This is a genomic window from uncultured Tenacibaculum sp. (assembly GCF_947498805.1).
In the GTDB taxonomy this organism is placed as follows: Bacteria; Bacteroidota; Bacteroidia; order Flavobacteriales; family Flavobacteriaceae; genus Polaribacter.
Genome location: NZ_CANMLT010000007.1, coordinates 161,913 through 185,602, shown reverse-complemented (window position 1 = coordinate 185,602; position 23,690 = coordinate 161,913). Strand labels below are relative to the sequence as shown.

Below are 23,690 nucleotides of genomic sequence, written 5' to 3'. Positions count from 1 at the left end.
TAAAAGTTTATTGATTTTACTCTTACACTATGATGATTTGAAATCATCTTCTTACTCATCTTTAGTTTTCTAACTTCTTCTTCATAAATACATAAATCACCACAAAGGCAATTGCAGAAAACAGCATACCTATATAATGACTTTCATTGTGATTCCAAGATAAATTATCAAAGTCTACTCTAAACAGGCTCACAAAAAAAAGTACAACTGCAATGATTAAATATATTCTGTATCTATTAATATTATTCATCTTACTTCTCCTCTATTAAATCTTGTTCAACTTTTAGGTTTTCGATAATAAATTTTTGTCTATCTGGTGTATTTTTTCCCATGTAGAATTGTAGCATTTGTTCTATAGACATTTCTTTGTCTAACATTACAGGATCTAAACGAATATCATCTCCAATAAAATGAACAAATTCATTAGGTGAAATCTCCCCCAATCCTTTAAATCGAGTAATTTCTGGTTTTCCTCTCAACTTATCTATTGCTGTTTGTTTTTCTTCTTCTGAATAGCAATAAATGGTTTCTTTCTTATTTCGAACTCTAAATAAAGGAGTTTCTAAGATGTATAAATGTCCTTCTTTGATTACTTCAGGGAAAAACTGTAAGAAAAAAGTAATTAATAGTAAACGAATATGCATTCCATCTACATCGGCATCGGTCGCGATTACAATGTTGTTGTAACGTAAATCTTCCAAACCGTCTTCGATATTTAATGCTGCTTGTAACAAATTAAATTCCTCGTTTTCGTATACGATCTTCTTGGTTAAACCATACGAATTTAAAGGCTTTCCTTTTAAACTAAATACGGCTTGTGTATTAACATTTCTCGACTTGGTAATTGATCCACTTGCCGAATCTCCCTCCGTTATAAATAACGTTGTATCTAAATAACCATCTTTTTTGGTATCTCCAAAATGGATACGACAGTCGCGTAGTTTTTTATTGTGTAAACTTGCTTTCTTTGCTCTCTCTCTTGCTATTTTACGTATTCCAGAAAGTTCTTTTCGTTCTTTCTCCGCTTGTAAAATTTTCTTCTGAAGCTTATCAGCAGTTTCTGTATTCTTATGTAAGTAGTTATCTAATTTTGTCTTTACAAAGTCGTTGATATAGGTACGTACCGTTGGTAAACCTCCCCCCATCTCGGTAGATCCTAATTTTGTTTTTGTTTGACTTTCAAAAACAGGTTCCATTACTTTAATAGAAATGGCTCCAATAATAGATTTTCGTACATCAGAAGCATCAAAACTTTTTCCGTAGAATTCTCTAATTGTTTTTACAACGGCTTCTCTAAACGCCGCTTGATGTGTACCTCCTTGTGTAGTATTTTGACCATTTACAAAAGAATGGTACTCTTCTGAATACTGCGTTTTACTATGTGTAATGGCTATTTCAATATCATCACCACGTAAATGAATAATTGGATACAACATGTCTTCCAGATTGTTGTTATCTTCCAATAAATCTTTTAATCCATTTTCTGAATAATACTTTTCGCCATTAAAAACAATGGTTAATCCTGGATTCAGATATACATAATTCTTTAATAAGCGTATAACATACTCTGGACGGTACTTATAATTTTTAAAGATAGTATCATCTGCTATAAAGGTTACTTTTGTACCTCTTCTACGTGATGTTTCTTCTAATAAATCTTGATTGGTTAAATTTCCTTTTTCAAATTCTGCTGAAGCTGATTTTCCATCACGTGTAGATTCTACTCTAAAAAAGGTAGATAATGCGTTTACTGCTTTGGTACCAACTCCATTTAATCCTACCGATTTTTTAAAGGCTCTAGAGTCGTACTTACCTCCGGTGTTCATTTTAGAAACTACGTCTACTACTTTTCCTAAAGGAATACCTCTACCATAATCTCGAACGATTACTTTATTTCCTTGAATAGAAACCTCTATGGTTTTTCCAGTTCCCATTACAAACTCATCAATTGAGTTATCGAGAACTTCCTTTACAAGAATATATATTCCATCATCGGGTGATGAACCATCTCCGAGTTTACCAATATACATCCCTGGACGCATTCGAATATGTTCTTTCCAATCGAGCGAGCGTATATTGTCTTCGGTATATTTTGTTTCCTGAGCCATAAAAATTGTGAGAATTTGAAGTGCTTGCTAAAATAACATTTACCGCCAAAAAACAAAAAACTCTGCCGATATAGTTATCAACAGAGTCTCATTTTTAGTATTTATTTTACTACTAAGGTCAACTTATAGCCTTATGAGTAGAAAATTTAACCTATTCTTTATTACTTATAAGAATATCAATAGCTCTTATATGCGTTTACATACAGTTATTATTTACAGTATCTCCAGTAATACTCCATCCTTTTGTATTGATTAAAAAATCTCTGGCTGTAGCGGCATCTGTAGAGTAATTTGTACAATATGTAATATTACTTGCTCCAAGAGTTACACTTGACGGCACTGTACTCAATTTACTCCAACCGATTAATGTTTTTGTATAATTACTATTATTACTCATAGCAGAAAGATTAAAAATATGGTCCATATGTGCAACTTTACTTATATTCCAAGAACCAAGGTCTCTACTAAAGTTATTTGCTGAAAAAAACAAAAACTTCATATTGGTAACATTGCTTACATCCCAATTACTAATATCTCTATTAAAGTTTGCCGCTCCTGCAAAAACACCTTCCATATTAGTAACTCTACTTACATTCCAATTCGTAATGTTTCCATTAAAACTAATCGTATTTCTAAACATATTACTCATATCTGTCACCTTACTTACATTCCAGTTGCTTAAACTTTGATTAAATTTTTTCGCCGAATTAAACATAGAACTCATATTGGTAACATTACTTACATCCCAGTTATCTAAATTTTGGTTAAAATTGGCAGCGTGCAAAAACATAAAATGCATTCTAACAACCTTACTTACATTCCATGTACTAATATCCTGATTAAAATTTGTAGCTCCGCTAAACATTCTTTCTGTAGTTAAAACATTACTCACATTCCAGTTGCTAATATTTCCATTAAAGGTTTTAGCATTTGAAAACATAGATTTCATACTCGTAACATTTCTTACATCCCAATTATTTAAATCTTGGTTAAAACTTTCTGCTTTTGAAAACATTGAGCTCATTCCTGCAACATTACTTACATTCCAATTACTTATGCTTCCATTAAAGTTTGTAGCAGAGCTAAACACATAATTCATATTGACAACCTTACTTACATTCCAATTATTTAAATCTTGATTAAATGCTTTAGCATTATTAAATAAAGAACTCATATCTGTAATGTTACTTACATCCCAATTATTCAAAGGTTGATTAAAGTTTTCTGTTAACGCAAACATCTCTTTAATTTTAGTAACACTACCAAAACTCCATGAATTTAAAGGTTGATTAAAGCTTATTGCTTGTCTGAACATTGCCTCCATATTTGTCACCTTACCTACATTCCAAGCACTTATATTTTGATTAAAACTTACAGCTTCTCTAAACATATGACTCATATTAGTAACATTATTTACATTCCAGTTACTAATATCTCCATCAAACTTTTCTGCTTTCCAAAACATAGAACTCATATCAGTAACTTTACTTACATTCCAACTACTAATGTTTCCATTAAAGTTTATAGCACTTCTAAACATACCATTCATATTGGTAACATTGCTTACATCCCAATTATTGAGATCTGCATTAAACTTACCAGCTCCTGAAAACATACTACCAGTACTTGCGACTTTTGATAAATTAGGTACATCGGTTGCATTGTAAACAAGTTCAGTTGCATTATTAAAGAAATTTAACATCGTCTCCCATTCTTGTGTACCCCATTGCTCTATTGATTTAAGTTTAGCTCCTGGATTAAACATTGTTGGAAATGTTCCAACAATTTTTACTGTATACACGCCAGCCGTTGCATACGAATGTGTTTTTGTACCTGTTTGGTTTGTCTCTACCGTACCATCTCCCCAATCTATCGTAAAATCATATGTATGATTAGATCGTGCGTTGATTTTTATTTCTTCATTTGCGCTTGTTGTTTCCCAAGTAGTAATAAAGGCTCCTACGCTTGATACTTCATTAACATCGGTTACATTAATCGTTACAGTATTGCTTGCTGTTAAACTACCATCATTTACTTCTACTGTAATTGTATGACTAGTAGCTGTTTCATAGTCTAAGTTTTTACCATTTACTAAGCTTAATTTTCCTTCTGAAGTTATTTCAAATAACCCATTATCATTGGTTACTATTGAAAAACTCAAGGTATTATTTTCAGCATCAGTTGCTACTACCGCTCCTATTTCTACCGTATCATTAATATCCTCTGCTACAGTAAAGCTTTGTGCATTTATTACTGGCGCAGTATTCTCATCAACATCTGTAACATTTATTGTAATGGTTGCTGAAGTTTTGTCTTTTCCATCTGAAGCTTCTATTGTTAAGGTATAGCTTGTAGCGGTTTCATAGTCTAATGATTTTCCGCTTTGCAAACTTAAAGCTCCTTCTGAAGTAATTTCAAACAAAGCACTGGTATCTGTTTTAAGACTAAACGTTAGGTTGTCTTTATCTACATCAGTAGCTTTTACTGTACCTATAGTAAAGGTATCAGATACGTCTTCTGAGACAGTAAAAGTTTGTGTTTCAATTTTTGGTGGTGTATTTACCACCGTATCATCTTTTGAACAGGAAATAAATTGTAGTAAAAAAATTAATACAATTAAAGAGGTTACTTTTTTCATTTAGAATTTATATTAATATTATACTACAAAAGTCTAAACTACTACTAAGTTATTTTCTACCTATCTTCTGAAACAAGCTTTTCAACTTCTTAATCTACAAACAACTCACAATTTCCAAAAATTCCTCTTTTCTATCTTTGGATATAGAAACCGTTCGATTATTGTCCATTACAATATAACCTCCTTCTTTTTTGATATATTCTTTTATATAGGAAAGGTTTATTAAATAGGAACGATGTGGCTTATAGAACATTGCTTGATTACTCAAAAGTGTTACAAAGTGTTTTAATGGTTTACTTACTAAAATTTCTGAAGTAGTATTCGTTGTTATTTTAGTATACATCCCGTCTGCTTCTAATAAAATTATATCTTCAAAATTGACAAACTTGATTCCATCGAGAAACGGCAATGCTATCTTTTTGAATTGCTTTTTACCAAAACTATTTTTTAACTCATCTAACTTAACAGCCAGTTGGTTTTTATCAATTTCTTTTAAGGCTTTACCTACTGCTTCTATTACTTTACTCGGTCTTGTTGGTTTGAGCAAATAATCTACTGCAGAAAGTTCAAATGCTTGTATAGCGTATTCATTATATGCGGTAACAAAAATAATCTCAAAAGAATATAAACTTCTATCTATAAAATCTACGATTTCTAAACCAGAATGCTCAGGCATTTCAATATCTAAAAAGACCAGTTTTGGCTGTTCTTTTTTTATCTGTTCTACTCCAGAAAGCAAGTCTTCTGCTTCTAATATTTCTGAAATTTCTTTACAATTTTCTTCAAGTAAAATTCTGAGTACATTTCTTGCTTTCCTTTCGTCATCTATAATTAACGCCTTCATACTATACTATTTTATATGGTATTTTTAATACTACTTGGGTTCCTTTTGGTTCTTTATTTTCAGTATATAAATCTATAATTTCTACACCTATCTTTTCCTTTCTCCCATAATTGAGTAAATCTAATCTATCTTGATTGGCTTTAGTTGCAAAAGATTGGTGATTAAGTCTTCTATTTTTATTTAAATCTGCCGATTTTTTTCTTCCTATTCCATTGTCTGTAATAATACATGTTAGGTAATTGAGTTCATTTTTTAATAAAAACTCAACTTTCAAATCCCTATTAGTTTTTCTATGTAACAAGCCATGCTTTATTGAATTTTCCACATAGGGCTGTATCAACATCGTTGGTATTTCTATAAAACTTAAATCCTTTATCCCCTTATATATAACTATGTACTCAAATGAATCTTCGAAACGTAATTTTTCCAACTCTAAATATTGTTCTAATGCCTCTATTTCTTCTTCTAAACTTATAAATGCTTTGGTACTATGATATAAATACATGCGCATTAAATCAGCAAACTTTCCTAAATAATCACCTGCTACATTTTTTTTGTTAAGTAATATGTAATCCTGTATTGAGTTTAATGCGTTAAATACAAAATGTGGATTCATTTGCGAACGTAAGTTCTCTAACTTCAGAAAAACTAATTCCTTCTCTTTTTCTTTTTCTTTTAATTTTTTACTGTAGTAAAAAGCTATCGTTACTATTACTAATAAAGTTATAAAAAGCATAAACCACCATTCTTTGTAAAACGGATTCCTTATCTTTATTTTAACTGATTTTATACCTGTTTCACTACTATTGGTACTCGTTGTTTTTTTTATTTGAAAAGTATAATTCCCTGCCGATAGACTATTAAACGTTATTTGATTTGAACGATCTGGTACATTTGTCCATTCATCTGAAGCTCCTAGCAAACGATAACTATATTTGCTATTTTCTTCTTCTAAAAAACCATTCGAGTGAAACTGAAATTGCACCTTATTTACATTGGACGATAAGTCGTACGATTCTTCTATTTTAACTTCTTCATCTTCAATCAAAACTTTGGTGAAATAAAAATTAGATAAGTCATTTTTTTTAAAACCTTTATTCTTATTTAACTGATATAATCCTTTGTTTGTTCCAAAATAAATTCTATCCTCATAAGTAATAATATCACACACATTAAAAGATGACAAGCCATCTTTCTTCGTAATACTTTTAAAGGCCTTTAACTTTGTATTCAGGCATTGAATTCCTTTGTCTGTAACGATCCATAAATTATCTCCATCTCCTTTTACCACCCTTGTTTGATTAGAGAGTAAGCCCTTTTCAGTAGTATAATTTTCAACCACTTTACCTTCTTTAACTCCAATTATCCCATTTGAAAAAGTAGCAATCCAAGTGGTACTATCTTTTGTATTATCAATATCTAAAGCAAAAATGGGTTTCCCTTGAAATAAAATTGGATGTGGTACTAAATCATTTTTATAAAATTCAACACCATCAACATAACCAACATAAATGGTTTTATTGTTTTTATTATAATGGGTAGTATAAGATCTTCTAAAACCTATTCTATGGGTTCCTTTTGATTTTAAATCTACAATTGTTGCATAAGCGAAAGCTCCGTAAATAAGCTTTTCCTTATTAAAAAAAGATATTTCTTTAGCACCACCAAAACCAATTGGAAAATCAGAAATTTCACTTGGCACTCCCTTTTCAAACAAATATCCTTTTCCAACATAACTTACAACAAATTTATCATGTTGATTGTATGCTATTTCATTTACCTTTTCATTTAATAATAATGGTAGTTTTACAAAACGGTTAGTTTGTAAATTATACTTTATTAGCTTGCCTTTTGCTGTACCATAAATAAAACTAGTATCGCTAATTTTTTCCAAGCTACTTATATGTTGGACTGATGAGTTTCGAAAATGCAATAAATTGATATTTGGCACAATAAAAACTCCATTTCTAAATGTAGTAAACCAATAATTACCATTTTTATCTTTAAGAATACTCGTAATAATTTTGTCCTTAAAAATATGTCGCTTCATCACAAACTTTCCATGCTCATAAACATATTCATAAGCTCCCTCAGCTGTTGCAAACCAAACCTTGTTATTTTCTACAAAAGATTTATTTATAGCAGTATCAAGGTTTAACTCCTCAGTGCTTAACTCTTTAAATTTAAAATTTCTTCTTAAAAAAAATCTTTCTATTTTGTTATTACGATCAACTGCTTGCAGAAGTATATCGTTATTCTTTCCTAGATTCTTTGCAATTAACTCTGCAGCTACATAACCTTTTGTAAATTTGATAGTATCTATAGCAGTATAGGATTCATTCTTTTTTACATAAATGGACTTTCCTTGAGAGTAAAACAAGCTATCATTATGAGAAAAATAAGCTTTGTAAGATGATGAATTGCTAACTACTGTTGTTGTCTTTCTTGTTTCTAAATCAATTTTAAATCCTAAATTCACTACATGAGCATAAATTTTATTTTTTTTAATAAAAAAAGGTGCCAATTGCCCTTTGTTTTTATTAGCTAAATCGGTAAAGAATTTAAGAGAATCATTTTCTACATAAAAAAACTGTCCTGAAATATTATTACACCATAACCTATTTTCATCATCAAATTTCAACCCAAAAACTGACAAACCCTTCTTTTCAGGATGTGTATAGTTTTTAAACGTTTTACCATCATACCTGTACAAACCTTTGTCGGCTGCAAGCCAAATAAATCCTTGATTATCTTCAGCTATATCGTAAAATTCAATATCTGGTAAACCGTCTTTTTCTGTTAATTGATAATAAACAGGGGTTTGTGAAAATGTTTTAATTGACACGAATAGGAGAACACTATACAATAAAACTCTATACAATCAGAAAATATTTTTAAATTCAAAAATAGACATTACTCTTAATTTAAGTATGTCTATTTTCTGAAACAACTTTATCAGTTTCTAAAACTAGTAAAACTCCATCGATAATTAAATCGACAGAGTTCTTTTTATTAATTAAGTGGGGCAAAAATTAATTTCTGTTTTATTCTATGCCACGCTTGTAATGTTAATAGTTACCGTTGCAGATGCTGTTGATTTTCCATCCGACACTTCAACATCAATTAAGTATTGTTGCTTTGTTCTACGTGTACCTTCTTTTAGACTTAAAGTTCCTTCATTTGTTATTTCAAACAAATCGCTATCGTGATTTTTAATAGTATAGGTCAACGTATCTTTATCCGGATCTGAAGCAATTACTTTTACTGATAGTAAAACATCCTCTCTTACCGAAAAAGTTTGTGCTTCTATAACAGGTGCATTATTTACCACCTCATCTTTTGAACAAGAAGTTAAGGTTATTGCTAAAATAAATGCTAAGAATGTAATTATTTTTCTCATTTGTACTATGTTTTATGTTTTCTTCCACAAACATATACAGCTTCCTTAATTGCATCTTTAATTTATTTCCCAACGTTATTATTTTGCTTCCAAATTATATCAAGAACTACTTATGCAACGTACTTCATAACATATTAGTAACTGTTTCAATACTTCTTCTATTAAATTAATCCGAAATCTTTGGTTATAGCTATTAATTGAGTTGGGTTATTTGCATTAAAATTTTCTTTAAGAAGTTTTAACCTTTTTTCTACAGAACTAATACTACAAGGTTTTATCTTCTTTTGTTTTAAATCTTTACTTATCTCCCTTTGATCAAATCCATCTGCGAGATATTGTAATAAACTTACATCATAATCCGTAATATCGAATGTTTCTTTATTTTTTAAAGCATGTGCTAATTTGGGAGATATAAAAAACATTTTATCATACACATTCCTTACAGCTCTTTTTAACTCTTTTTGTCCATGTATAGATTTCGATACATAGGCATTTACTTTAAGCTCGTTGCACAGTTGTTGTATCCTATAGGGCTTATCTTCAATAGAAAACACAATCGTTTTTAAGCTTGGTTGTAAGTTCTTGGCTTCTAGTATCAACTCCTCTCCCATTGTTAATCTTTGTGGGTTCGGGTTTTCTACAAATGATAAATCACTTATTAGTAAATCAAAAGGCTCACCGTTAAGAAAGGCCTTTTTAACTTTTAAATATGCCTCATCACAATACTGTGCATATTCAATTACTGGAATTTGTAAACCTTCTAAACACTGCCTTATTCCGCTAGACATAAAGTCGGTATCTTCTGCTATTAATACTTTTTGAAACATAACTACTTTTTAAATTGAAACTTTGATTGAAATCCTTTTCTTTCTTTAGTTTCAAAAGTAATGGAACCTCCAATGGATTTAATACGGGTTTCCATATTTTGCATTCCATTCTTAATTTTTATTGTATTAACTCCTATACCATTGTCCTTATATGTCACAATAATTTGATCTTTCTCTCTCTCAAATCCAATTACTACTAAACTAGCGTTACTATACTTCTTCATATTTACCAATAGTTCTTGTAGAACTCTGTACATAACAATTTGTTTTTCCTTAGCTAGTTTATTTATTGGTATAGTAGAAATATCTTTACTCATTATTCTACATTCATCAGTTGTAAAATCTTGGAACAATTGTTTTAAATATTTTTCAAATTGAAGACCTGTTAAAACAGGGCTGTTTTCATGAGAAATATTTCTTGTTTGCTCATAAATTCTTTCTAAGTTTTGTAATAAAGATTCTCCTGTATTTCCTTGTTGCACTTTACTCATGGCCAAATACACATCATTAGCCAACTCATCATGAATTTTCTTTGCCAAACGGGTTTCTGTTTTATATACTTCTATGACTTTTTCTTTTTTTGTTTTTCCTCTTTTATAAAAGAAGTAAATAATAAATCCAGCTATTGAAGCAAGTCCTATAAAGATCCACTTCTGTTTTTGAGATTTATATTGTTCAGCGTTTACTTGTGCTTTTAATTTTTGCTTTTCTAGCTCTTCATTATTATAAATTGTTTTTACAAATAGATTCTGTGAACTTTTACGAGCCTTAGCTATACTATCTCTAAAAAAACTTCTTTCATAATAAAAAGCTCTAATTTTTGACTCTTCTTCTAGCGCTACTATTTTATCCAATGCTTCAATTCTACTGTTAGGAACTTTAAGCTTCTTAGATAATTCATACATTCTATAGGCATATTCTAAAGACTTCTTCTTATCAATAGCATTATAAAACTCTGATAGGTAAGAATAATTGGTTATCAAACCTTTAAAATCATTAATCTCAATCTTTATTTTTTGGGATTTTAGAAATTCTTCTTCATTTACATTTTCTTTTGCTAAAAACCTAGCATAGGTATGATTCCCTAATATAGTTGACCTTAGTTTAGGTTCAATACTGTCAAAACTTTTACTATTTAAAATACTATCATAAATTGCAATAGCCGTATCATACTTTTTAAGATTCACATAATTATTCGCGATGTTGTTTTTGTATCTTTCCTTTTTTTCTTGATTAGAGGTCGATTTTATTGCCTTATAATACCAATCGATAGCATCCTCGTATTTTCCCTGTTCATTCGAATTTATACCTAAACAATTATAAAGCGAAGAGGCTATCCTTAATTGTTTATTTGATAAAAATCTTAATCCAGATATTGCTGTTGAGTCACTTCTATCAAATAGTTCATAACTAGATTCAATACTTGCCATACTAAACAGTCTATTTGCAATATAAATGCTATCGTATTTTTCTACATAACTCTCTTTTGATTTTTTATAGTAATTATATGCACTGTCAGTTTGTTTTAGCCTTTTGTAATTAACTCCTATTCGATAATACAAATAACCAAGCTGTCTAGGATTCAGGTTCTTTTTAGTTTTAAGTAAACTCTCTAAATGATTAATTCCGCTATCATATTTTTTTAAGCTATCATATACTTTAATAGAGGATTTAACCTCTTTAAAAAACTCTTCATTATTCTCTTTATTATTTTCTTCATTTATTAAAATGCTTTTATCTTGATTTGTAGAACAAGAAAGCGTCATAAATGAAGAAATAAAAATGAGGGATAAAATCTTAATCTGTTTCATCCCTCTAAAATATTAAATAATTATCGATTTACCCCTTTCCATTAGGGTCTTCGTCTGGATCAGGATCAGGATCTTGTTCATTCCCTCCTGTACTTTGAAGTTCTTGTGCTTGATTAGGTACTATATCTTCATTTATATCTGTACATGATGTAAATATTCCACTTGTAAATAGTATTGCTAGGGCTAAAATTATTTTTTTCATTACTTTTAAAATTTTGAGCATTAGTGTTCCTTTCCAAGCATAATTGCTCAGCTATTTGTACTGCTTGGAAAAGCCTTAAAAAATTTTAAAAGAGTCGCGCGCCTCTTTAATGGGAAGTGAAGATTAAAACCGGTTTATATTTGATAGCTTCCCCCTAAGAAAATTCACCAATATTAATCTCATCATTCTATAGTAACCGAGTTTACCTTACTAATTATCGATTACTTCTATTGCAAATATTGCTTGTTTTTCCGATTTTGTATTCATCAAATATTCATCATTTTTTGATCAATTATAGTTACGCCTATTATGGATAACCGTAATTACATGCTATACATTAAAATTAGCTTTGAAGAATTGTTTAATAATACCCTAACCTACTTACTATGCTTGAAAAACTGATTACTGATTTCTTTAATACTATTGAAAAAAATGAAGCGATTACTTCCAGACACGGGAAAGCTGTTTTTTTTGTTGAAGAAATTCTCGAGAAGAAATATGAAAAGTTTAATTATGTAAGTGTTCAAACTATTAGTCGTCTTCAAAGAAAATATATAGACAAAGAGATGAATGTTCCAGTTGGAGTTCCTAATAGTTTTATAAAAGATACTATGGCACAATACTTAAACTATCGCGACTATGAAGACTTTAAATCCATACATTCCCCAACCCCTTTTTTAGGTAAAAAAAAAATTCATTATTCAAACAAGAATCATATTTCTGAGCTAAATACTCAAAAAACACCAGTTACACTAAGCATGACTGTTACTGCAATGTTTGTTTTTGTTTTTAACTTTAACCTTTATGATTCTAAAACTAATCATTGTCATGTTTGGAAAGATGATCATTATGAAAAAGTCCCTTGCGATTATTTGAATACAGTTAATAATGCGAATAAGCCTATTGATATTACAAAGTTAAAAAAAGAGGTGATTAAAGACAGTACTTGTTTTTTAAACAATGCAAGACTTAATCATTTTCATAGAGGGAGTAAAATTCGACTCGATTATTTTTTAACTGATAATAGCTTCTATTCAGCAACAAAGAAAGAGCTAACATGTATTATGAAAACTCTAAAAGCCGAAGGCATATTAAAAGAATAAAAAAACCGTTGTACTTGATTCAACGGTTTTTCTTTTTTTAATTGATTATTATTTTCTGAATAATTCTTTGATCTTTAGTTTCTATAAGTACAAAATAAACTCCAGGTATTAACTTTAAATCGTAATCAACTTTATACTCTTTATCGCTATCCATTGTTTTAGCATCTACTATATTACCACTCAACATTTCTAAAACCTTTATACTTACAAAGCTTTCTTCTTTTAATTCTATATCTACAGCAAACTTTCCTGAAGATGGATTTGGATATATTACCAAGTTGGTAATCATTGGAGACTTGTTATCCTCTTCTTCTCCTGGAACAATGTCCGGGTCTATTTCCCTATCAATAACAATGACTCTTTTTGTTTTGGTTGCTTCACATGCTCCAATTCTAGCTATCATTGTTATTTCATACTCTCCTGCTTCTTCAAACTTCAATTCTACAAACCCTTTACTGCTTTCTTTAATTACTGCATCGTTTGGTACTATCCATTCTACTTCTTCCGGAGTAATATCACTAATATTTACTGCCACAAAATACTCATTGGTAAACACTTGTGTAGAAACCGCAAAGTCAGAAATTATTTCTCGATTTGAACGTTTAATTTCAATACTATCTTCTATTTGACAACCTTTTTTATCTGTAGCTATCACTGTATAAACTCCGGCATCTGCTACCTCAACAACAGCTTTATCACTTGTAAATCCATTTGTTGACCTCCAGCTATACCTTACTCCATCAAGTATGGTTGCATCTAAAATATAAGTTTGATCAATACATAAGGTTACATCATCTCCTAAATCCAATTGTATTTGCTCTGGATCAATTATAGTAAAAGATTTGGTGATCGAACAACCTTTACTATCCTCTATTAATACACTATATACTCCTGCAGACAATCCTTCTATAAAATCTCCTTTCATGGTGTTACTCCATGTATAATTGTATGGTGGAGTCCCTCCAGTTGTTTCAATTCTAATACTTCCATCATTACCTTGATAACAAGTTGGATTTATAAGCTCTTCATTTACGATTGCTAATGCTGGTGGAGGTGTTAGTGTTATTGCTTTAGAAACTCTACATCCATTTGCATCTACAATGGTAACTTCATAATTCCCAGCAACCATATTTTGCAGCATGGTATTATTACTTCCTGTATTCCATAAATAAGTATATGGTGCTGTTCCTCCTGTTACGGTTGTGTTTATTGTCCAGTCATTTCCTGTTGCACATAAGGTATATTCCGAACTTAAAGTTACTGCTAGGACTTCTGGCTCTCTTAATTCAAATGAAGCACTCGTTACTTTATTTGCTTTGGTATCTTCTATTTCTACATAATATACTCCATCTCCTAATCCTGATACAGACGATGATGTTCCTACCAATACTGGTGGAGTACTTGATGCCTTGTACCATTTATAGCTATATCCTGCAACTCCTCCTGTAACCTCAGCTTTTAAAGCTCCATCTTCTTCTCCATTACAACTGATCACAGCAGTTCTTACAATACTTACTTCTAGTTTTAAAGGCTCTGTTACTACATAGTCTTTTGTTAAACTACATCCTTTACTATCTGTTACCATCAATTGGTAATTACCTCCTGATATTCCTGTAATTTCATTCGCTCCTGTTAAAATAGTTACTCCTGAACCATCTTTCCATTCAAATGAATATGGCGGGGTTCCTCCTGTTAAAGCTACTGAAATTGATCCGTTTGATAATCCAAAACCTGTTACATCTTCTACAACTTCATTAGAAATGGCTAATGCAGGTGGTGGTGTTAACGTTATTGATTGTGATACTCTACATCCATTGGTATCCACAATGGTTACATCATAATTTCCAGCAACCACGTTTTGTAACTTAGTTTCATTACTTCCTGTATTCCATAAATAAGTATACGGTGCTGTTCCCCCTGTTACAGTTGTGTTTATTGTCCAGTCGTTTCCTGTTCCACATAAAGTATATTCTGAGTTTACACTTAAAGCTAAAACTTGTGGTTCTTTTAATTCAAAAGAAGCACTTGTTACTTTATTTGCTTTGGTATCTTCTATTTCTACATAATAGACTCCATCTCCTAATCCTGATACAGATGATGCTGTTCCTACCAATACTGGAGTACTTGATTGTTTGTACCACTTGTATGTATATCCTATAACTCCTCCTGTTACCTCTGCTTTTAAAGCACCGTCTTCTTCTCCATTACAACTGATCACAGCAGTTCTTACAATACTTACTTCTAGTTTTAAAGGCTCTGTTACTATATAGTCTTTAGTTAAACTACATCCTTTACTATCTGTTACTATCAATTGGTAATTACCTCCTGATATTCCTGTAATTTCACTCACACCGGTCAAAATGGTTGCTCCTAAACCATCTTTCCATTCATATGAATATGGAGGAGTACCTCCTGTTAGAGTTACTGAAATTGATCCGTTTGATAATCCAAAACCTGTTACATCTTCTACAACTTCATTAGAAATTGCTAACGTAGGTGGAGGTGTTAATGTTACTGACTGTGATACTCTACATCCATTGGCATCTAGAATTGTAACCTCATAATTTCCAGCAATCACATTTTGTAGCTTGCTATCGTTACTTCCTGTATTCCATATATAGGTATATGGAGCTGTTCCTCCTGTTAGGGTTGTATTAATGGTCCAATCATTTCCTGTTCCACATAAAGTATACTCAGAATTTAAGCCTACTACTAAAACTTCTGGTTCTTTTAATTCAAAAGAAGCGCTTGTTACTTTATTTGCTTTGGTATCTTCTATTTCTACATAAAAGACTCCATCTCCTAATCCTGATACAAATGATGCTGTTCCTACCAATAATGGAGTACTTGATTGTTTGTACCACTTGTATGTATATCCTGCAACTCCTCCTGTTACCTCTGCTTTTAAAGCTCCGTCTTCTTCTCCATTACAACTGATGATAGCTGTCCTAACAATATTTACCGCTAATATTGACGGCTCTGCTACTACATAGTTTTTCGTTAAACTACATCCTTTACTATCTGTTACTAACAATTCGTAATTACCTCCCGCTATTCCTGTAACTTCATTCGTACCTGTTAAAATGGTTGCTCCTGAACCATCTTTCCATTCATATGAATACGGTGGAGTTCCTCCTGTTAGAGTTGCTGAAATTGATCCGTTTGATAGCCCAAAACCTGTTACATCTTCTATAACTTCACTAGAAATTAATAACTCTAATGGCTCAGTAATATCAATACTAAAATCTGAGCTTCCAGATGTATGTAATGCCATACAGTTATTAGTATCTCTAACTTGTAGCGTATAGGTATTTTTCTTTAAATTACTTATAGCTATTGTATTTCCTGTCACAGAACTCCAATTAGTAAAACCGGCTGTATCTCTATATCTAAACTCATAATTTCCTGTACCTCCAACAATTGTTGCTTCAAAACTTCCATTATTAGCGTTAAAACAACTCAAATCTGTTTTCGATATTGTTAACTTAATTTCTGTTGGTTGCGAAACTGTAAAGATTGAACTCTGTTCTTCAATTCCCTCAGCATTACTTACTACTACATAATAATTACCTACAGGAATGTTTTTTAACTCTTTCTTATTTCCTACTAACAAACTTGTATCTGCATTATACCAAGCATAATTATTACCTCCAACTCCTCCAATTGTAATTACATCTAAAATTGCATTGGAAGCATTAAAACAAGTTATTTCCTGAACCTGCTCAATAGATACTAATAACTCACCTGGGTTAGCCAAATTATAAGTTTCTTCAATTACACAATTACTAGCATCTTTTATCTTAATCGTATATCTTCCTTCTGATAAATTTTCAATCTTATCATTTAAGCTACTTGATGATTTCGTTGAAATTACATTTCCATTTCCATCTTTCCATTCATATGTATATGGTGCAACTCCACCAATAATCGTTACTTCAATACTTCCATCATTAACAAGATTAGAACTTGGTCTAATTAGTTTTATCTTAGTAATATCGTACTCTATTGGTTGTGTAATATTTACTGTTCTTTCTACCGCACATCCATTCTTATCTGTGATAGTTACTGAATATTCCCCAGAAGATAAGTTCTCTATTCTATTACTATCCACGCTTGCATGTTTCCAACTATACGTATAAGGAGTTACTCCACCTGAAACTGTAACTTCTATAAATCCGTCGGTACCTCCAAAACATGTTACGTCTCCTTTAGAAACTCCAGTAATTGCCAATAACGATGGCTCCGTTAGTTCGTGTTCTTTTGTTACTGTATTGCTGTTTCTATCTGAAATTGTAACTATATAAGTTCCAGCGGCAACATTTTCTAATTTATCCGTAACACTTAACTTGCTTGAGCTTCCTTTTAATTTCCATGAATATGTATAAGGTAGTGTTCCTCCACTTACATCTGCTACCAATGTTCCTACTCCGTTTTTACATAAAATAGAGGATGTTTCTCTTACGGTTACTTCTAGTAATCCTGGTTCGGTAACTGTATATGTTGTTTCTACAAAACATCCATTTGTATCTGTCACTTTTACAGAATAATTTCCTGCACCTATTCCTGATAAGATAGCATTTGTACTACTCAATACAGTACCGCTAGCATCTTTCCATTCGTAGGTGTAATTTGGTGATCCACCAACTACATTGATACTTATCTCTCCATTTAATAAGCCAAAACCAGAGACATTTTTTATTGAATGATTATCAATAGTAACTGCAGTTAAAGGTTGATCTATAGTTACTTTTCTTGTTAGCTCACAAAGGTTTTTATCTCGAATTGTAACTTCATATTCTCCTGCCGACAATGAGCTTAAATTACTACCAGTTGCTCCATGTTTCCATGTGTAACTATAAGGAGTAGTTCCTCCTGAAACTGATACATTAATGAACCCATTAGTTCCTCCAAAACAAGATACATCTCCTTTAGATACTCCTGTTATTTCAAATAGAGATGGCTCTATTAATTCGTATTCTTTGGTAACTACATTGGTATTTTTATCTGTAATACTAACAACATAAGTTCCTGCTCCTATATTTTCTAGTTGGTTGGTTGTGCTTAATTCTGTTGCACTTCCTTTTAACTTCCAAGAATAGGTATATGGAAGTATTCCTCCACTTACATCTGCTACCAATGTTCCTGTTCCATTTTTACATAAGATAGAGGATGTTTCTCTTATTGCTACAGATAACACTCCTGGTTCGTTAACCGTATATGTTTCTTCAACTAAACATCCTTTTGTATCTGTTATTTTTACAGAATAATCTCCCGCTTTTATTCCTGATAAAACAGCACTAGTATTGCTTAACACAGTTCCACTAGCATTTTTCCATTCATAGGTATAGTTTGGTGTTCCTCCAACTACATTAATTCTTATTTCTCCATTTGATAATCCAAAACCAGAGACGTGTTTTATAGCATGACTATCTATACTCAATGCTGCTGCAGGTTCTTGAATTGTTATTTTTCTTGTTACTTCACATAAATTCTTATCGCGAATTGTAACTTCATATTCTCCCGCCGATAAAGAACTTAAACTACTTCCTGTAGCTCCATGTCTCCAATTATAGGTATACGGTGTTACTCCTCCTGAAACTGATATGTTGATAAATCCATTTCTTCCTGCATGACATGAAACATCTCCTTTATTTATACTTGTTATTTCTAATAACAACGGTTCTGTTAATTCATATTCAACTTTTGTAACATTACTATTCTTATCAGTAACAGTTACCTCATAAGTTCCTACGGAAACATTCGCTAAGCTATTCACAGTACTTAGTTCGGTAGCTGCTCCTTTCAATTTCCATGAATAATTGTAAGGTGCTACTCCTCCAGTAACATCTGCTACTAGCGTTCCTACTTCATTTTTACATAAAATAGAGGATGTTTCTCTAACAGCTACAGTTAATAAATCTGGTTCTGTAACCCTATAGGTTGCTTCTACTAAACACCCTTTTGTATCTGTTACCTTTACCGAATAATCTCCTGCTTTTACTCCACTTAAAACAGCACTAGTACTACTTAATATTGTTCCTCTAGCATCTCTCCATTCGTAGGTATAACTTGGTGTTCCTCCAACTACATTGATACTTATTTCTCCATTAGATAGTCCAAAACCAGAGACATTCTTTATCGTATGGTTGTCAATGGTTATTGCTGCTAAAGGTTGATTTACAGTTACTTTTCTTGTAACCTCACATAGATTTTTATCACGAATTGTAACTTCATATTCTCCCACCGATAATCCATTTAAATTACTACTAGTTGCTCCATGTTTCCAACTATAACTATAAGGAGTCCTTCCTCCTGAAACAGATACATTGATAAATCCATTTGATCCTCCAAAACAGGATACATCTCCTTTGTTAATTCCCGAAATCTCCAACAATAAAGGTTGTGTTACCTCGTATTCTCTTAAGGCTATATTTCCGTTTTTATCAGTAATCTTAATTTCATAAGTTCCTGCTCCAATATTATCTAAGGTATTTGCAGCACTTAATTCTGTAGCGGTTCCTTTCAGTTTCCATGAATAAGTATAAGGCATTACTCCTCCTGTTGCACTAGCAACTAAACGTACATTTTTATCACCAAAACATAAAATATTTCCTGTTTGATTGATGTTATCCACTAATAATTTTTCTGGCTGTGTAACTACATAATCTTCTGTTGTAGTACATCCATTGGCATCTCTAACTGTCAATTGATATTCTCCTGCATCAATATTTTCAAACGGATTCGTTCTTCCAATAATTGCAGTATTTCCTTTTAACCTCCATTCATAGGTATAATTTGGAGTTCCTCCTGTAACATTTACAGAAATGCTTCCGTTTTTAGTTTCAAACCCAGTTAAATTAACTATGGTATGATTGGATATTGCTAATGCTACTGAAGGTTGCTGAATTACAAAGTTTGTTGATGTTTCTTTACATCCATTTGCGTCTGTAATTTCAACATAATAAGTTCCTTCTTCTAATCCTGTAACATCTTCTGTTGTTTTACTAAACGTTGCATCTGTAGTATTTTTCCATAAAAAACTATATGGGGTTGTCCCCCCTAAAACAGTTACATCAATACTTCCATCTCCTCCTCCAAAACAATTTACATTTGTACTGGCAGCTAAACTAACGGTTATTGCTGCTGGTTCATTTATTACGATTTCTTTTTGAGTAGTAGCTCCTTTTACATCATTTACTACAACCCTATAAGTACCTGCTTTAAGACTACCTATTTTATCTTTCTTTACATCTGTATTTAATAAAACTGGCGTACCAGAAGTTATATTATACCACCTATATTCAAAATCAAGAGGGGTTGAATTTATAGGGTAACCTCCAGTTATCGCAGCTACTAATTCTGCTGTTTCTTCTCCCTTACATAAAATCGTCTTTGTGATGTTAATAGCCACCTGAATAGGTTGTGGTTCTCTAACTTCAAAAGATTGTGTTACCTGACAACCTTTTCTGTCTTTTACTACTACTTGATAGGTACCTGCATAAAGTCCGCTAATATCTTTTGTAGTTCTTGAGAAAGCCCCATCTCCTTGCTTCGTCCATTGATATATAAGTGTTCCATCACCTCCTGAAGTACTTATTGTTATCGCTCCTTCATTTCCTCCTGTTGTTTCACAATTGGTTACGTTAGAACTATCGAATACTATTTTTGTAGGTTCGTTTATGGTAACATTTGATGGAGTTGCTATTACACATCCATTATTATCTCTAATCCAAACGGCAAAACCACCTGAAGTTAATCCTTCTATAGTGTTATTTGTTAAACTGTTTACTGCTTGAAAAGATGTTTGATTATCAATTGAATATTGATAAGGAGGTATTCCTCCATTGATTGTTAATTTAATGGTTCCATCATCCGCTCCATTACAAGTAATATCTGTTTTACTTGTGCTTAACGAAACAGCACTTGGTTGCGTTAACGAAATAATTTTAGAAATGCTTGTAAACCCATCATTCACCGTAACAGAATAGTTTCCTCCTACCACATTTGATAATTGATTTGTTGTTCTTCCTGATATCAATGCTCCTCCTCTATACCACTTATAAGTATAAGAATTGGATCCACCTGATGCAGTTACTCTTAGTGATCCTAGTCCTCCATTACAAGTAATACTCTTCGTAATTGAAAGCGATGCTAAAAGTTGTGGATTCTCTCTTACTTCTATTTCGCTTGAAGTTATTTGACAGTTATTTCTGTCTCTAACAGTTGCTGTATAAAACCCTGCTCTTAATCCTGTAGCTGGATTACCTGTTTTTGAAAAAGTAGCATCTCCTCTTTTTCTCCAAGTTACAGTATAATTTGTAATACCTCCTGCAATGGATAAACGAATCTCACCAGTTGCTCCTCTATAAATTGTATTATGCTTTACAGTATTACTCACTATCTCTAAAGGTAAGGGCTCTGTTATAACTACAGAAGAAGATACATTTGATCGACATGTAGTTACATTTCTATCTCTTACAATAAACCTGTACCCAACAGCACTAGCTGGTAATGAAAATGTATTGCTATTTTGCCAAACTATTCCTGAACTTTTATATATAGCATATTGATATGAATTTGATTTTCCACCTGAAGCCGATACTCTTACGGAAGCTGACTGTCCATTACATTTTATTGGAGTTATTATATTCACTCCCGAAATAACTACTTGAGATTGTTCTAATACTTGAATTGGTTTTTCAAGATTTCCTTGTCTAGTATCTTTTATTAAAATAGTATAGTTTCCTGCTTCTATATCAAAATAAGTACTCGAAGTAACTCCTGTTTTTCTACTTAAAACAGTTCCTCCTCTTTTTAAAGTTACTGTATAGTTTGGATATCCTCCTGAGATACTTGTTACATTTATTCTTCCTTTTCCTCGATAGCAATCTGGCTTTACAGATGATACTGTAAAAGCTACTGGCTGCGGAGCTATTATTCTAGGAAGTGTATATTCTTGCGTACAGTTATTTTTATCTGTATATCTTATCTTATGCGTTCCTGCTGGTAAATTCGGAATTACAAAACCACTTATATAAGCTCTACCAGTTACGGTATTTGAACTACTTCCATTCAATAAAACCGTGTAATTGTAATAATTGGTAAAAGGAGTTCCTCCATTTACTCTAGTAATTCTTATTGATGCATCAGAGTTTCCTGCCGCACTTGGATGCGTAACCGCATTAGAAGGCAATGTATGTGTTATTCTACTCTTTGAACTTATTGTAATAGGATCTGAAACATTATCTTGATCTATACATCCTTTCGTATCTCTTATTCTAATAGTATAACCACCTGGTGCAAGTCCACTTATGGTTGTACTACCAGAAAAAGTAGATGAACTCCAAGTAGTTCCATTATTTAAACTATAATAAAAGCTACCAGATCCTCCTGCCCCATTAATTTTTATTTTTCCATCTTTACTATTATAGCAAGTTTCATCTTGAACTTTCGAGGCACTAAAAACTACTTTAGGCGGCGCTGCAATAACAAAATCATAGGAATATTTCTCACATAATGGGGAACTAGTACTTCTGTTAAACCCTGTTACTTCTACCCTATATTCTCCTCCAGCTAAAGTACCTGAAGTGGGTCTCCAATCATACATCCAATTTGATCCAGAACGCACAAAAGAAGTAATTCCTGTATTGTTATCTACTGCTACATACTGATTGGTTCGTGTTTTCTTTAAAAGGTTAAAATCAATTTTTTCGTAGCTAAAAACTTGTCTTGTAAAGAATAGTTTAAAATCTGCATTGGTACTGTAAGAACATGTTGGTTGTACAATCGTTGGAGCTCTTGCAATTTGAGGAGCATCTGGCAGGTATTGTACTGTCACTGTATTCGTTGTAAATTGGGTATTACAACTTGGTTTCATGCGCACCAATATATTTTGTGTCAAAGCACTATTTCTATCTGCTGCTGAAGAATAAATATCGCTTAATCTTAAATTTATAGAAGACTGTCCTGCTTTGTTGGAAATAGCTCTCCAAACTCCTACTTGTATCGTTTGCGGACCTGAATAATTTGCTAAGTCTCTTTGTGCTTCCATTAGGTCCATTAACATGAATTCACATCTATCCGGATCTCCCGTTCTTCGAACACAATTATTGTAAGCCGCTCTAGCCGTATTAACCGCGTTTTGCAACGCCTGATAATCTGGATGCGGTCTTGTATCTGTATTCACATTGTCAAAAAATTCCCATGTGTATACTTGCGAAGTTGGTGTAAATCCAGCCGTAGCTTTAATTCCAACCGCACTACTTAAACAAGCTGTTTTTACTGAAGATGCATTTGATCCATCACTAAAAGATAAAGAAGCATTTGGAGTGATGGTAATTTGTGCCCAACCACTCCCGATATCGTCTTTATAAACTTCACTTCTATTGTAATACTTATAAAAACATGGTGAATTAACATTTACGGTTTTCTTAATCTCCTTAGAACTTTTACATCCAAATGTTCCATTTCTTCTTGTAATTGTATGAAATTCAACTCTTGTAACTCTCTTAGAAACATTAAACGTATCGTCATGAGAATAACTTTGGTTGATAAATTTATAGTCGTAGTAAGCCAAACGTTTCGAACTTCCGTCTTGGAAATATAGTTTGATTTCTTTTAGTCCATTTTTTCTGGTACCACAAGAAGATCTACCTTGACCTATATATCCTTTTACTTCTATTTTATATGTTTGAGCATGTGATAAAATTGAAAAAAACAAGAACAATACTAGGGGGATAAATTTTTTCATATCTTTT

11 protein-coding genes are annotated in these 23,690 nt (G+C 31.9%); 1 reads left to right on the top strand and 10 read right to left on the bottom strand.

Annotated features, from left to right (window positions below):
• Nucleotides 1–61 precede the first annotated feature (61 nt).
• From Q0873_RS15115 to Q0873_RS15075, 9 genes are all read right to left on the bottom strand, one after another.
• Nucleotides 62–193, bottom strand: coding sequence for a hypothetical protein (locus tag Q0873_RS15115; protein ID WP_299108810.1), 132 nt, complete (start codon nt 191–193; stop codon nt 62–64).
• Nucleotides 194–251: 58 nt separating this feature from the next.
• Entirely contained in the window at nt 252–2,108 is a 1,857-nt protein-coding gene (locus Q0873_RS15110; RefSeq protein WP_299108808.1) for a DNA topoisomerase IV subunit B, read from the bottom strand.
• A 196-nt stretch (nt 2,109–2,304) separates the two neighbouring features.
• Nucleotides 2,305–4,746, bottom strand: coding sequence for a BspA family leucine-rich repeat surface protein (locus Q0873_RS15105; RefSeq protein ID WP_299108806.1), 2,442 nt, complete (start codon nt 4,744–4,746; stop codon nt 2,305–2,307).
• Nucleotides 4,747–4,840: 94 nt separating this feature from the next.
• Nucleotides 4,841–5,590 carry a LytTR family DNA-binding domain-containing protein gene (locus Q0873_RS15100; protein ID WP_299108804.1) on the bottom strand — a complete coding sequence of 250 codons (750 nt, stop codon included), beginning with the start codon at nt 5,588–5,590 and terminating at the stop codon, nt 4,841–4,843.
• A gap of 1 nt (nt 5,591) precedes the next feature.
• On the bottom strand, nt 5,592–8,435 hold the full coding sequence (locus tag Q0873_RS15095; RefSeq protein WP_299108802.1) for a histidine kinase: 2,844 nt from the start codon (nt 8,433–8,435) through the stop codon (nt 5,592–5,594).
• 204 nt (nt 8,436–8,639) lie between these two features.
• Complete coding sequence (locus tag Q0873_RS15090; protein WP_299108800.1) at nt 8,640–8,990, bottom strand: cadherin repeat domain-containing protein; 351 nt, start codon at nt 8,988–8,990, stop codon at nt 8,640–8,642.
• Nucleotides 8,991–9,151: 161 nt separating this feature from the next.
• Complete coding sequence (locus Q0873_RS15085) at nt 9,152–9,817, bottom strand: response regulator (RefSeq protein ID WP_299108798.1); 666 nt, start codon at nt 9,815–9,817, stop codon at nt 9,152–9,154.
• Nucleotides 9,818–9,819: 2 nt separating this feature from the next.
• Complete coding sequence (locus Q0873_RS15080; RefSeq protein ID WP_299108796.1) at nt 9,820–11,628, bottom strand: hypothetical protein; 1,809 nt, start codon at nt 11,626–11,628, stop codon at nt 9,820–9,822.
• 28 nt (nt 11,629–11,656) lie between these two features.
• Complete coding sequence (locus Q0873_RS15075) at nt 11,657–11,830, bottom strand: hypothetical protein (RefSeq protein ID WP_299108794.1); 174 nt, start codon at nt 11,828–11,830, stop codon at nt 11,657–11,659.
• A gap of 386 nt (nt 11,831–12,216) precedes the next feature.
• Between Q0873_RS15075 and Q0873_RS15070 the strand changes: the two genes are divergently transcribed.
• The gene (locus tag Q0873_RS15070; protein ID WP_299108793.1) at nt 12,217–12,933 is read left to right on the top strand and encodes a hypothetical protein; all 717 of its coding nucleotides are present in this window, start codon (nt 12,217–12,219) and stop codon (nt 12,931–12,933) included.
• 37 nt (nt 12,934–12,970) lie between these two features.
• Here Q0873_RS15070 and Q0873_RS15065 read toward each other — a convergent pair whose 3' ends face one another.
• Nucleotides 12,971–23,683, bottom strand: a complete 10,713-nt coding sequence (locus Q0873_RS15065) for a T9SS type A sorting domain-containing protein (RefSeq protein ID WP_299108791.1) — start codon at nt 23,681–23,683, stop codon at nt 12,971–12,973.
• Between the last annotated feature and the right edge of the window lie 7 nt (nt 23,684–23,690).

Bases quoted from the DNA above. Each gene is read 5' to 3' on its own strand.
- Q0873_RS15110 (WP_299108808.1), bottom strand. From the start codon at position 2,108: ATGGCTCAGGAAACAAAATATACCGAAGACAATATACGCTCGCTCGAT.
- Q0873_RS15105 (WP_299108806.1), bottom strand. From the start codon at position 4,746: ATGAAAAAAGTAACCTCTTTAATTGTATTAATTTTTTTACTACAATTT.
- Q0873_RS15100 (WP_299108804.1), bottom strand. From the start codon at position 5,590: ATGAAGGCGTTAATTATAGATGACGAAAGGAAAGCAAGAAATGTACTC.
- Q0873_RS15090 (WP_299108800.1), bottom strand. From the start codon at position 8,990: ATGAGAAAAATAATTACATTCTTAGCATTTATTTTAGCAATAACCTTA.
- Q0873_RS15085 (WP_299108798.1), bottom strand. From the start codon at position 9,817: ATGTTTCAAAAAGTATTAATAGCAGAAGATACCGACTTTATGTCTAGC.
- Q0873_RS15080 (WP_299108796.1), bottom strand. From the start codon at position 11,628: ATGAAACAGATTAAGATTTTATCCCTCATTTTTATTTCTTCATTTATG.
- Q0873_RS15075 (WP_299108794.1), bottom strand. From the start codon at position 11,830: ATGAAAAAAATAATTTTAGCCCTAGCAATACTATTTACAAGTGGAATA.
- Q0873_RS15070 (WP_299108793.1), top strand. From the start codon at position 12,217: ATGCTTGAAAAACTGATTACTGATTTCTTTAATACTATTGAAAAAAAT.
- Q0873_RS15065 (WP_299108791.1), bottom strand. From the start codon at position 23,683: ATGAAAAAATTTATCCCCCTAGTATTGTTCTTGTTTTTTTCAATTTTA.